Origin of the sequence: Luteimonas marina, assembly GCF_007859325.1 — a bacterium.
In the GTDB taxonomy this organism is placed as follows: Bacteria; Pseudomonadota; Gammaproteobacteria; order Xanthomonadales; family Xanthomonadaceae; genus Luteimonas; species Luteimonas marina.
In genome coordinates this window covers 56181-67054 of the sequence record NZ_VOHK01000006.1, presented here as the reverse complement: position 1 = coordinate 67054, position 10874 = coordinate 56181, and the positions used below count along the sequence as shown (strand labels likewise).

General features: G+C 69.7%; 13 protein-coding genes. 6 read left to right on the top strand and 7 right to left on the bottom strand.

The genetic code is table 11. The annotated features are described in order from the left end of the window. The first annotated feature begins 1 nt into the window (after nucleotide 1). From FQY83_RS14175 to FQY83_RS14165, 3 genes are all read left to right on the top strand, one after another. The gene (locus FQY83_RS14175; RefSeq protein ID WP_146388631.1) at nucleotides 2–616 is read left to right on the top strand and encodes a terminase small subunit; all 615 of its coding nucleotides are present in this window, start codon (nucleotides 2–4) and stop codon (nucleotides 614–616) included. A 165-nt stretch (nucleotides 617–781) separates the two neighbouring features. Then, nucleotides 782–1309, top strand: a complete 528-nt coding sequence (locus tag FQY83_RS17990; protein WP_146388630.1) for an SH3 domain-containing protein — start codon at nucleotides 782–784, stop codon at nucleotides 1307–1309. Between the two features lie 27 nt (nucleotides 1310–1336). After that, the gene (locus FQY83_RS14165; RefSeq protein ID WP_146388629.1) at nucleotides 1337–2113 is read left to right on the top strand and encodes a Tim17/Tim22/Tim23/Pmp24 domain-containing protein; all 777 of its coding nucleotides are present in this window, start codon (nucleotides 1337–1339) and stop codon (nucleotides 2111–2113) included. 477 nt (nucleotides 2114–2590) lie between these two features. On the opposite strand, the gene FQY83_RS14160 is transcribed toward FQY83_RS14165, so the two are convergent. After that, the gene (locus FQY83_RS14160) at nucleotides 2591–3484 is read right to left on the bottom strand and encodes a nuclease-related domain-containing protein (protein WP_146388628.1); all 894 of its coding nucleotides are present in this window, start codon (nucleotides 3482–3484) and stop codon (nucleotides 2591–2593) included. A 417-nt stretch (nucleotides 3485–3901) separates the two neighbouring features. Here FQY83_RS14160 and FQY83_RS14155 point away from each other — a divergent pair, with 417 nt between their 5' ends. Continuing rightward, nucleotides 3902–4111, top strand: a complete 210-nt coding sequence (locus FQY83_RS14155; RefSeq protein WP_146388627.1) for a hypothetical protein — start codon at nucleotides 3902–3904, stop codon at nucleotides 4109–4111. 140 nt (nucleotides 4112–4251) lie between these two features. Here FQY83_RS14155 and FQY83_RS14150 read toward each other — a convergent pair whose 3' ends face one another. Both FQY83_RS14150 and FQY83_RS17915 read right to left on the bottom strand, forming a co-directional pair. Then, nucleotides 4252–5631, bottom strand: a complete 1380-nt coding sequence (locus FQY83_RS14150) for an FAD/NAD(P)-binding protein (RefSeq protein WP_158636518.1) — start codon at nucleotides 5629–5631, stop codon at nucleotides 4252–4254. Next, nucleotides 5628–5750: a hypothetical protein gene (locus FQY83_RS17915; protein WP_272952464.1), complete on the bottom strand. Its 123-nt coding sequence runs from the start codon at nucleotides 5748–5750 to the stop codon at nucleotides 5628–5630. The genes FQY83_RS14150 and FQY83_RS17915 overlap by 4 nt, the downstream gene beginning before the upstream one ends. A 42-nt stretch (nucleotides 5751–5792) precedes the next feature. Between FQY83_RS17915 and FQY83_RS14145 the strand changes: the two genes are divergently transcribed. After that, nucleotides 5793–6254 carry a DUF6491 family protein gene (locus FQY83_RS14145; protein ID WP_146388625.1) on the top strand — a complete coding sequence of 154 codons (462 nt, stop codon included), beginning with the start codon at nucleotides 5793–5795 and terminating at the stop codon, nucleotides 6252–6254. Between the two features lie 30 nt (nucleotides 6255–6284). On the opposite strand, the gene FQY83_RS14140 is transcribed toward FQY83_RS14145, so the two are convergent. The 4 genes from FQY83_RS14140 to ftsY form a co-directional block, all read right to left on the bottom strand. Beyond that, entirely contained in the window at nucleotides 6285–6569 is a 285-nt protein-coding gene (locus tag FQY83_RS14140) for an oxidative damage protection protein (protein ID WP_146388624.1), read from the bottom strand. Nucleotides 6570–6676: 107 nt separating this feature from the next. Continuing rightward, on the bottom strand, nucleotides 6677–7741 hold the full coding sequence (mutY, locus tag FQY83_RS14135; protein WP_146388623.1) for an A/G-specific adenine glycosylase: 1065 nt from the start codon (nucleotides 7739–7741) through the stop codon (nucleotides 6677–6679). Beyond that, on the bottom strand, nucleotides 7738–9051 hold the full coding sequence (locus FQY83_RS14130) for an AsmA family protein (RefSeq protein ID WP_146388622.1): 1314 nt from the start codon (nucleotides 9049–9051) through the stop codon (nucleotides 7738–7740). Before FQY83_RS14130 ends, mutY begins: the two co-directional genes overlap by 4 nt. Further along, nucleotides 9048–10169, bottom strand: a complete 1122-nt coding sequence (gene ftsY, locus FQY83_RS14125; protein ID WP_146388621.1) for a signal recognition particle-docking protein FtsY — start codon at nucleotides 10167–10169, stop codon at nucleotides 9048–9050. Before ftsY ends, FQY83_RS14130 begins: the two co-directional genes overlap by 4 nt. A 65-nt stretch (nucleotides 10170–10234) precedes the next feature. Here ftsY and rsmD point away from each other — a divergent pair, with 65 nt between their 5' ends. Then, nucleotides 10235–10819: a 16S rRNA (guanine(966)-N(2))-methyltransferase RsmD gene (rsmD, locus tag FQY83_RS14120; protein WP_146388620.1), complete on the top strand. Its 585-nt coding sequence runs from the start codon at nucleotides 10235–10237 to the stop codon at nucleotides 10817–10819. The last annotated feature ends 55 nt before the right edge of the window (nucleotides 10820–10874 follow it).

Genomic DNA, 10874 nt, shown 5'->3' with positions numbered 1-10874 from the left:
GGTGGCGAAGCGGGACAAGGCGACGGGACTGACCGACCAGCAGATGCGGTTCGCCCAGGAGTATCTGACCGACTTCAATGCGTCGGCCGCCTATCGCCGTGCCGGATACAAAGGCACCGCGGCTGCGATCGCCAACAACGCCTGCCGGCTGCTCGCAACGAAGCGGATGCAGGAGTACCTGCAGGGATACCGCCAGCAGGTCATGGAGACGACGACCCTGTCCGTCGAGCGACTGGCCAAGGAGCTGGAACGGATCTGCTTCAGCGACCCGCGCGCGCTGTTCGAGGCGAACGGGGCATTGAAGAACCTGAGCATGCTGGACGAGGACACCGCCCGCACTGTGGCCGGCGTCGAGCTTGGCGACAAGGTGAAGATCACGCTCTGGGACAAGCTGGGCGCGATCGAGAAGGCGCTGAAGCTGCTGAACGCCTATCCGGACCGGAAACAGGACGCGCCGGCCCAGACGATCGTGGGCGTGGTCATCGTGCCGGCGAAGGGCAGTATCGCGCCGCCACAGCAGCGGGCCGCGCTCGAGGGGCAGGCCCCGCGCATGCAGCGCGTCGCGACCACTCCGGCTCGGGCGAAGCCGTTCCGGATCCCGGCTACCGGCAGATAGGTTCAGATAGTGCGCAGCTCGTAGGGCGGCGGACTGGCGTACGCGGATTTGCAGTCCGCTGCATTTCCACTCGGCCACTGCGGCGCGCGGACGCCAGCGGCGTTTGACCGGCCTGGCGGCCGGTACTACCTTCGCAGTCGCCGTGGGGGCGGCGGGGAGGGAAAAATGGGGCGGAACTCCAGTGGAGCCCAAGGCGTGTCCGTGGGGACGGTCGTCCTGCTGTTGGTAGCCGTCTGGCTGCTTGGGCGATGCTCGGGCGAGTCGAGTAAATCCGAACGGGACGCGGCACCCATCTCGACGGTCCAGCCGACGTCGCTCGCACATGTGCCCGCGCCGCTGCCGGAACCGGTCGAGGTCAGGTACGTCGATGCCGATTCGCTGAACTACCGGGCATCGCCGAATGGTGCGGTGCTTGGCCGGCTGTCTCGTGGGACGCAGGTTTCGGTCGATGACCGTGAAGGGAGTTGGGTGAAGGTCTCGGCCGGCACGTCGCGCACGGGCTGGATAGCGGAGCGATATACCTGCGCCACGACGAACTGCTGGCATCGAGTTGCTGCGACGCCAGTCAGGCCGGCGCGAGTGGTGCCGCAGAGATTCGGCTCAAGCTGTCCTTGCTCAGGGTCCACGAATTGCATCGGGCCTCGGGGCGGTCGCTATTGCATTACGCGAAGTGGAAACAAGCGCTATCGCTGAGCGGGGTTTGGAATCAAAAGGGGGCACATGATGGAGTCCAAGGTGGGTTCGTCTCCGGACGCCGTGGCGCGAGATCGCGGATGGTTGGGCATCGTGGGCATGGTGTTCGTCATCTTCTTCGGCATGAAGGCGTTCATGGCCACAGTTCTCGGTGGCGTGGCCGGCGCGATGATTGGCGCGGCACTGGCAGCGATGCTTGCGTGGGGTCTCGGCAAGTTGTGGGGGCTGGCAGGAGTTGGGGGCCGGCTACTGGTGCTGATCGCCGGTGCCGGGGTGGTATTCGTCGGGATCGTGCTGAGCCAGATGGCGAGCAGCAGCGCACTTCGCCAAGCGTCACCGGGCGTGGCGCCGATACCGGCGCAGCAACAACCGCCAGCATCGTCTGAGGCGCGGCCACCATGGGACGAACTCCAGCAGGTGGGCGCCGTGGCTCCTGCGGCAGGCGGTGACGTTCAGGTTGCGTGGGACGCGGACATCGATGCATGGAGGTCGCAGAACGCGGAGTTTCTGAGCGACCCGGCCCGACGGGCTGCCATGGAGCGCCAGTTGGAGCGACTAGACGCAGACCAGACGTTAAGCAATGCCGCCCTGATCGCGCGCGCCGAGGCTGCCGCCTTCGCCGAGACGGGGTGGCCGCCAGCGCCGGTGGTAGGAAAGCCCGTGCAGCATCTCGCCCCGAAGAGTGACCGCTGCTGGAATCAGTACCTCGCGAGCGTGCGCGCGATCCCCGAAGACGCCGCGCTTGGCTACTACGCCCAGGCCGAGCAGCGCGCTCGCGACCGCCTGGAGCTCTGCAAAGGGTGAGGCGCCAGCCCCTGACCTTGGGCGGCCAAGGGGCGTGCAGGTGGGGGCAACTATGGGGGCAACGGACTGGCGGGTCCGGCGGCGACCCGCATCACTACTGGCCTGCAGGCGACAATGGGATAGCCTCCCCGACCATTCGGTGGCAGCCGTAAATGCGCGCCCTGCAAGGCTTTTGGCCCTGCGGGGCGTTTGCTTTTCGGGATTTGCAACTTGGTACGGCTCTCGCGGTGCTTACTCGTCCCAGGTAGCATTTTGTACCGGATGCTGGGGCGTCGGCTGCGGTCATTGGCCATGCCGATGCCATCGTGGCGTATTGCGAAAGTCGGACGACTTTTCCGGAGCGGAGTACCGGGAGGGATGCCCTCTTGCCGGGGCTTCGTGTCAGGAACTATCGCGGCGTCACCGATATCGCGGCCCCGTGGACGCGAAGCGGGATCTGATGAGTGGTCAGAGCTACGAAGGGCGTGGCGCGACGAACTACTGGGCAATGGGTGGATACTTCGTTGCCAGCGCCTGTGCGATCAGGTTGCGCTTCGCTGTTGGGATGATTTCATCGCCATAGGTGAACCATTCGCATCCACGGCCCATTGGGGTAAACACGAACACGTCTGAAACCTTGCCGGTTTCGGTCTTCTCCACCCACCAGCCGGGGAGGGCGACGGCGGGGTCTACGCGAACGGAGTCGCCCAGCACATCGCGCAGGATGCCGGCGAGGGACTTTGCTTGGCGCCGGGATTGTTCAATCGGGCTGCGTGTGGAGAAGTCGGGAAATTTCAGCGCGTCGCCGTCGAATTCGACTTTGGCGGGAGTGCCGGGATTCACCTGCTTCGGTTTCCGAAAGGACTTCGTCTCCACGGCGTAGACGCCACGTGGGGCAATGACGATGTGATCGATGTTGTATTCGCCGCAGGGCAGGTCGTGGAGTACGAGGCAGCCGTGCGCGACCAGTCGATTCAGTTGCAATCCGGTCACGCGCTCCGCGAGCAGTCCGTCGCGGGCCTGCTCCCTGAGCTTGGAGTGGTGCTGGTATTGCCGGAAGCCGTATCCGAAGAACAGCAGCCATCCGACAACGAAGATCAGTTCGACCGCACCAAATCGAACCTGTGTCCAGTTGATTCGCAGCGTGGCCCAGATCAGGAAAAGCATCGGCAACGCAAGGATCATGAGGTCGACGCCGAAGCCAGTTTCCTCACTCGCTTTGTCAATGCGCTCCAGCAATTGCTGACCGGGCAGGTTTCCGATCGTCTTGCCATGCAGAGGTGAACGCCGTTGCCGCTTTCTGCGCAGAAACTTGAACGCAAGGATGATGATCATGGTGATGAGCAGCGATCCAAGGAAGACCGCGTGACCAATGAACAACTGCCAGTTCATGCATGTCTCTCCTTGTGATTGCGTGGCTGCTTCGCCTTCGCCTTCGCCTTCGCCTTCGGGGGAAGGGAGGCGATGCCCCCAGACCTGGTGCCGAACCACCCCTTGGCGAAGGCGCGGGCGCGATCCCTGATTTCGTTAAGGCTCAACGGCATACCTGTCCCCCCTTTGCTTTGAAGCATACAGGCCGGCACGGAAGCAGGGGCGTGCACACCGGTGGCGTTTCCCGTCGGAGGATTGGGACTTTTCCTACACGCGGAGGCACCCGCGGCCGACGGTGCGGGCGGGTTGCGCGCGGCAACCTGAGCTTGCCCCGGCAGCGCGCAATGGAAGATGCCGCTGCACGGACGCAGGCCACGATTCGCGGAAGCAGTCATGGCCGGCCGGGGCACCTCTCCCCATTGGCGAAGGTGCCGACGAATGGTTCGTGAGTTGATCGAGGTCGAGGCTTCCGGTGATGGCTGGCTGGTGAGGGGGGAAGGGGCGGCGTTGAGTTGCGCGACCAAGCTGCAGGCGATCGAGCAGGCGCATACGCTGGCGTCGCGGCGCTATGTGGAGACGGGGCGGCCGACGGCCGTGCGCGTGCCTGTCGTGGGTGGGATGGCGGTGATCGTCGGGGCGTGTGGCTGAGATCGCGTTCGCCTGTCAGGAGATCCCTCGCTCTGCTCGGGATGACATCGGGGGCTTTGCGGCGCCGGTGGCATGGCGGTCCGCAACGACCCTCTGGCGGATCGCATCGCTCGATGCCCGGCGGCGTCGCCCGCGGAGTCCTACTCGCCCAGGATGAATCCAGCAATCTGCCGCGCCTGCACGCGCAGTTCCGGGATCGCGATGCTTTCCCACAGGTCGCCGATGCGCATGGCGCCCAGCGCCATCAGGCGCGGGTCGGGGCGGCCACGGCGGTCGATGGCGTGGCCGATGCCGGTGGTGGCGATGCCGATGCCCTGCGGGCCGGGAATGATCAGGCCGCGTTCGCGCAGTGCCTGCAGCAGTTCGCCGGGGCGCAGGTCGATGTTGGTTTCGACGCCGGTGGCGTTGATGATCCAGTCGGCGTGCAGCATGTGGTCGCGGGCGCCGTGGCGCGGGCGGTGGTGGACGCAGCTGCCGCCTTCGGGCGCGGCGGTGATCGAGCGCAGGCGGCCGGCGATGACGTCGAGCTGGCCGGAAGCCTGCAGCCGTTCCAGCATCGCGGCGACCTGCGGCGCGATGCGGTGGCGGTGGATGTCCCAGTAGCGCACGGCGTGGCGCAGGAAGCGGCGGCGTTCGCCGTCGTCGAGCGAGCGCCACAGCGCTTCGCCGTGGTGGCGCAGGCGGTCGAAGCTCCACTGCCAGGGTTCGCCCGCGGCGACGACCTCGTCGATGCGCTGGCGCAGCCGGCGCCAGCGCGCGCGCACGCCGAGCGGCAGCAGGTCGGCGACGCCGTCGCCGTGCTGCGATCCCGTCCGCGTATGCGGCAGCGGCATCAGGCCGTGGCGCGAAAGCACGCGGATGCGGCCGCGATGCCCGGCCTGGGCGAGGCTGAGCGCGGCGTCGACCATGCTCAGGCCGGAGCCGAGGATGCAGACGTCGGCATCGGGCGCGATGCCGCGCACCGCGTCGTAGTCCCAGGCCTCGGCCAGGCGCATGCCTTCGTGCCGCAGGTGGCCCGGCAGGGGGCGCGGTGCGTTGCCGATCGCGAGCACGACGTGCGCGGCGCGAAGCCGGGCGCCCGAGGCGAGGTGCACGTTGTGCCCGTCGTCGTTGCGCTCGACGTCGACCGCGCGATCGCGCAGGTGCACCAGCGCATCGCGCGCGGGCAGCGAGTCGAGCGTATGGCGCAGGTAGCGGCCGTAGTCGCGGCGCGGGGCGAAGGCGTCGGCGAGCGTTGCGGCGTCCGCTTCCGGGCGGTCGTGCGTGAGGAAGCGGACGAAGTGGTCCGGCTCCTCGGCGATGGCGCTCATGCGCGAGGCGACCACGTTGAGCAGGTGCTCGGGGCCGTCGGTCGAATAGGCGGCGCCGCGCGCCAGCAGGGCGTCGGGCTCGACGATCGCGATGCGCGGCGCGGGACCGTCCCGCATCAGCAGGCGGATCGCGACCAGCGCGCCCGCCGCGCCGCCGCCGATGATGACCGCATCGAAAGCCGGGTCCTGCGGGGCCGGGCCGGGCGTCATGCGTTCTGGTGGCCGGGAATCATGGCGGCATTGTCGCATCCGCGTCCGGCGGCGGCGATGCCGACCATGCGCTGAACCGCGATTCCGCCGGGTTTCGGCTGAGCCGCGCGCGGGCGCATGATGCGATTCCGTACACGGATCGCCGACGGCAGGAGACGACGATGAACGCCACGACGCTGACCACCGTCACGCTGGCCGCGATGCTGGCGCTGGCCGGATGCGCGAGCACAGGCAAGCTCGGCGACGCCGAGAAGCTGGCGCTTTACCGGGCGCATGCGGGCGAACCGGTGGACAACTTCAGCTACTTCGGCAGCATCAACGGCTGGACCTCGCTGGGCGACAGCGCGCTCGCGGTGTGGACCCGGCCGGGGGAAGCCTGGCTGCTCGAACTGCAGGGGCCGTGCATGGACCTGTCATCCACGCCGGTCATCGGCCTGACCAGCAACATGAATCGTGTCCACGCGCGGTTCGACAAGGTCATGGTGCGCAGTCCGGGGTCGATGAACATCCCCTGCCACATCGGCCAGATCCGGCCGCTGGACGTGAAGACGCTGCGCACGTCGGAAAAGGAGCTGCGCGAGGCGCGCGCGGAAGAGCGCGAGGCGGCGAAGGAAGCGCCGTAGGCGCGGCAACAGGGGATTGCAGGAGGGGCTTCAGCCGGCGTTCTTGTCGGCTTCCGGCACGTAGCCGGCGGGCTTTTCGGCGCCGCCGCCGAACAGGAACTTCTGCATCTCGTCTTCGAGGAAGGCGCGGTGCTTGGGGTCCAGCGGCGACAGCCGGTTCTCGTTGATCAGCATGGTCTGGTGCGCCAGCCATGCGGCCCAGGCCGCCTTGCCGATGTGCGCGAACACGCGCTTGCCCAGTTCGCCGGGCCAGGGCACGAAGTCGAGGCCTTCGGTTTCGCGCTGTTCGTAGTCGCAGTAGACGGTGCGGGGCATGGCGTTCGTTCCGGAAGTGCGGTGCTGCATTGTAGGAGCGGCTTCAGCCGCGATGCTTTTCGTCCCGATGCGGGAACCCGCGAAGAGCATCGCGCCTGAAGGCGCTCCTACGGGAGTTGTTGTTCCAGCAGCGTGCGGATGGGGGCGGGGATACCGAGCGAGGTCAGGGCCTCGCGCGGGACCCAGCGCTGGTCGTCATTGTCACGCACCGCTGCCTTCAGCGCGATTCCGCGCCACGACAGTGGCTGCAGCGTGAGCCGGTAATGTGTGAAGCCGTGGGCGATGGCGTCGAGCGCCGTGGCTTCGTCGTAGCCGTCGCCGACGTGATCGGCGAACCAGGCGCGGGCGCCGTCGTGGTCCGGGTGTTCGGGCAGCGACCACAGCGTCGCCCAGATGCCGGTCGGCGGCCGGCGCTGCAGCAGCACGCGACCGTCGGCGTCGCGCAGCAGCAGGGCGAGCGCGTGGCGTTCGGGCAGGGGCTTGCCGGGCTTGGGCGTGGGCAGCGCGTCGACCATGCCCTCGCGCAGCGCCACGCAGTCGTCCTGCAGCACGCACAGCACGCAGGCCGGCTCGTGGCGCGTGCACAGGGTGGCGCCGAAATCCATCTGCGCCTGGGTGTAGTCGGCCATGCGCCCCGCGGGCACGGCGTGCACGTGGTCCTGCGCGATCGCCCACAGGCGCTTTTCGATCGCGGGCGTGCCGGGCCAGCCTTCGACGCCGTGCACGCGGCACAGCACGCGCTTGACGTTGCCGTCGAGGATCGGGACGCGCTCGCCCCAGGCCTGTGCGAGGATCGCGCCGGCGGTGCTGCGGCCGATGCCGGGCAGGGCGAGCAGAGCGTCGAAGTCGCGCGGCAGGTCGCCGCCATGCAGGTCAACGCATTGCTTCGCGGCGGCGTGCAGGTTGCGCGCGCGGGCGTAGTAGCCCAGGCCCGACCACAGTGCGAGCACCTCGTCGAGCGAGGCCGAGCCGAGCGCGCGCACGTCCGGCAGGGCGGCGACGAAGCGCTCGAAGTACGGCACCACCACGCGCACCTGGGTCTGCTGCAGCATGATTTCCGACAGCCACACACGATAGGGCGTGCGCGGATGCTGCCAGGGCAGGTCGTGGCGGCCGGAGACGTCGAACCATTGCAGCAGGTGCGGGGCGAAGTTGTCGGTGGCGGCGTTCATGGCACTGGCGCGTACGCTTTGTCGGGGCCTTCCTCGAACTCGATGACGACACCTTCGAGCTGCGCGCCGGACACCTCGATGCGCGGTGTCTCCAGTCGGCCGGTGAGCGGGGGCAGCGGCGAGTCCTGCATGCCCGACGAGGCCCAGGCGGCGAACGCAGGCAGCTCGAGGTGGCCGTCGAAGCGCAGAACCTGCCCCATACTTGATGCGGGGTCGTTGCGTGAGACGCGCAGCTGCAGTGGGTCGCTGAAGCTGGCCGCGCCGGCATAGGCGAGCGATACCGACAGCGGTTCGCGCGACGCGCCCAGCGGTGGCGGCAGCGCAGGCCAGTCCGCGGGCCACTGCGCGATGCGGCCATCGAGATCCAGCAGCAGCCGTTGGCCGTAGGCGAGCCGGCCGCGTGCGTCAAACGTGGGCACCAGTCCGCCGCCGCGCAGGGCGACATTGGCGGGCACGAGCGTCCACGCCCCGTCCTGCGAACGCAGCGGGCCGTGCACGCCGATCGCGAACGGGACCTCGGTGGCGCCCGACACATGGCGCACGCTGGCGCCGAACTTCGCCGGCAGCAGGGCGATCGCATCGGTCCAGTGCAGTGCACCCGACAGCGTGACCCACGCCGGCAGCCGCCAGCCGTCGCGTTCGGGCGCGATGCGGCCGGCGAGGCCGAAGCCGCGGCCGCTGGCTGGCCGCGCGAGGGTGGCGGCGAGGTCGAACGGCGCCTGCAGCGTCGCGTCCACGTAGCGGCCTTGCGCCTGCGCGCGCAGCGGCTGGTCGGGGTGCAGCCGCGGGATCGACAGCGCCAGCGCCTCGATCCGCCAGCCGTTGCCGTCCACGCGCCCGGCGCGCACCTGCAGTCCGTCCGAGAGCGTCGGCAGGCGCGTTTCCGACGGCGGCCGCGACGCGAGCCAATGCCGTAGCGCCGGTACGTCCAGCACCGGGGCATCGAGTTCGACGCGGACGAGGTCGAGCGTGTCGCCGAGGCTGCGGATCGTGCTCCACGGCAGCGCGACGAGGATGCGCCGCGCCTGCAGCAGCGGCGTGGCCGCGCCCGGTTCGCGCGCGACGACGTTGCGCACGACGAAGGTGGGATGCTGGCCGAGCTGCGAGGAGGGATCGCCCTGCGCGCTGATCTCCAGGTTCATCGCCGCGCCGATCCGCGCCAGCACCATCGGCACCACGCGCTCGGGCGGCAGCGCGATCCAGACGACCAGCCACAGCAGCGCGAACGGCAGTGCGCAGAGCACGAGCAGCCATCGCAGCCAGCGCCGGCGCGCCCGCGGCGTTCCGGCCTGGCCCGATGCGGCGTTCACCCGCCCAGCGCCTCCGGCAGCAGCGCATCGACGAAGGCCTGCGCATCGAACACGCGCAGGTCCTCGGGGCGCTCGCCGATGCCGGCGAAGCGGATCGGGATGCCGAACTCGCGCGCCAGCGCGAACACCACGCCGCCCTTGGCGGTGCCGTCGAGCTTGGTCACGACCAGGCCGGTGACGTTGACCGCGGCATGGAACTGGCGCAGCTGCGACAGCGCGTTCTGGCCGGTGGTGCCGTCGATCACCATCAGCACCTCGTGCGGCGCGCTCGGATCGAGCTTGCCGAGCACGCGGCGGATCTTGCCCAGTTCCGCCATCAGGCCCTGCTGCGTGTGCAGGCGGCCGGCGGTGTCGGCGACCAGCACCTCGACGCCGCGCGACTTCGCCGCCTGCAGCGCGTCGAACGCGACCGAAGCCGGATCGGCGTCCTGTCCCTGCGCGATCACGGCCACGCCGTTGCGCTCGCCCCAGGCCTGCAGCTGCGCGACCGCGGCGGCGCGGAAGGTGTCGCCGGCGGCGAGCATCAGCGAACGGCCCTCGTCGCGGAAACGGCGCGCGAGCTTGCCGATGGTGGTGGTCTTGCCGACGCCGTTGACGCCGACGGTGAGGATCACGAAGGGTCTTGCCGAGGCATCGATCGCCAGCGGCTGCGCGACCGGCTGCAGCAGCGCGACCAGGTCGGCGCGCAGCGCGGCGAGCAGGGCGTTGGCGTCGGCGAACTCGCGCGCCTTCATCCGCCTGCGCAGCTGTTCGACCAGTTGCGTGGTGGCGGCGACGCCGACGTCGGCGGTCAGCAGCGCGGTCTCGATCTCGTCGAGCAGGTCGTCGTCGAGCTTCGGGTTGCGCGCGAACAGGCCGCCGAAGCTGCGCGCGAAGCCGCTGCCGCGCAGGCGTTCGCGCCAGCCGGGCTTGCCGGGCGCGGCGGCGGGCAGGGTGGGCGGTTCGAGTTCGACCGGCGGCGCGGGTTCGGGCGCAGGCGCGGCGACTTCGGGTGCGACGGCAGGGGCCTCGGCCACAACCGACGCCGTGTCCGCCGCGGCCGCGGTATCGGTGGCTTCGGCGACGGCTTCGGGCGCCGCGGCCGGATCGGGCTTCTTGCGGCGGAAGAACTTGAGCATTCGAAAGGGGGCAGGGGAGTGCGCGAGAATGGCGCCATGCTAGCACTCGCCCCCGCCTCTTCCCGATGAACCGCAACGCCGGCCGCAGCGCCGCCAGGCCCCCCGGCGCGGTGCGCATCATCGGCGGTCGCTGGCGCGGCACGAAGCTGCCCGTGGCCGATGCGGCCGGGCTGCGGCCGACCTCCGACCGCACCCGCGAAACCCTGTTCAACTGGCTGCAGCCGGTGCTGCCCGGTGCGCGCGCGCTGGACCTGTTCGCGGGCAGCGGCGCGCTGGGCCTGGAGGCGCTGTCGCGCGGCGCGCGCGAGGCGCTGCTGGTGGAGCGCGATGCGCGGCTGTGCGAGTCGCTGCGCGCCACCGCGCAACGACTGCCCGGCGGCGAGGCCGCGACCGTGGTGCAGGCCGACGCGCCGGCGTTCCTGCGCGCGCCGCTGCACGGCCGCTTCGACCTTGTGTTCGTCGATCCGCCGTTCGCCGCCGATCTATGGGACGAGGTGCTGGCGCGGCTCGACGACTGGGTCGGCGACGACGCCCGGCTCTACGTCGAATCCCCGCTGCAACGCAGCATCGATCCCGGCGCCGGCTGGACGCTGCACCGCGAAGGCGGCAGCCGCGAAACCCGCCACGCCCTGTACCGTCGCGCAGGCTGAACGGCGCCGGTCGGCGCTGCTACACTGCCCGCGATTCCGGACAACGACTGCGCGA

What these genes read in the sequence shown, in the direction of transcription:
- FQY83_RS17990 (WP_146388630.1), top strand. Translation starts at nt 782, where the DNA reads ATGGGGCGGAACTCCAGTGGAGCCCAAGGCGTGTCCGTGGGGACGGTC.
- FQY83_RS14165 (WP_146388629.1), top strand. Translation starts at nt 1,337, where the DNA reads ATGATGGAGTCCAAGGTGGGTTCGTCTCCGGACGCCGTGGCGCGAGAT.
- FQY83_RS14160 (WP_146388628.1), bottom strand. Translation starts at nt 3,484, where the DNA reads ATGAACTGGCAGTTGTTCATTGGTCACGCGGTCTTCCTTGGATCGCTG.
- FQY83_RS14155 (WP_146388627.1), top strand. Translation starts at nt 3,902, where the DNA reads ATGGTTCGTGAGTTGATCGAGGTCGAGGCTTCCGGTGATGGCTGGCTG.
- FQY83_RS14150 (WP_158636518.1), bottom strand. Translation starts at nt 5,631, where the DNA reads ATGACGCCCGGCCCGGCCCCGCAGGACCCGGCTTTCGATGCGGTCATC.
- FQY83_RS17915 (WP_272952464.1), bottom strand. Translation starts at nt 5,750, where the DNA reads ATGCGCCCGCGCGCGGCTCAGCCGAAACCCGGCGGAATCGCGGTTCAG.
- FQY83_RS14145 (WP_146388625.1), top strand. Translation starts at nt 5,793, where the DNA reads ATGAACGCCACGACGCTGACCACCGTCACGCTGGCCGCGATGCTGGCG.
- FQY83_RS14140 (WP_146388624.1), bottom strand. Translation starts at nt 6,569, where the DNA reads ATGCCCCGCACCGTCTACTGCGACTACGAACAGCGCGAAACCGAAGGC.
- mutY (WP_146388623.1), bottom strand. Translation starts at nt 7,741, where the DNA reads ATGAACGCCGCCACCGACAACTTCGCCCCGCACCTGCTGCAATGGTTC.
- ftsY (WP_146388621.1), bottom strand. Translation starts at nt 10,169, where the DNA reads ATGCTCAAGTTCTTCCGCCGCAAGAAGCCCGATCCGGCCGCGGCGCCC.
- rsmD (WP_146388620.1), top strand. Translation starts at nt 10,235, where the DNA reads ATGAACCGCAACGCCGGCCGCAGCGCCGCCAGGCCCCCCGGCGCGGTG.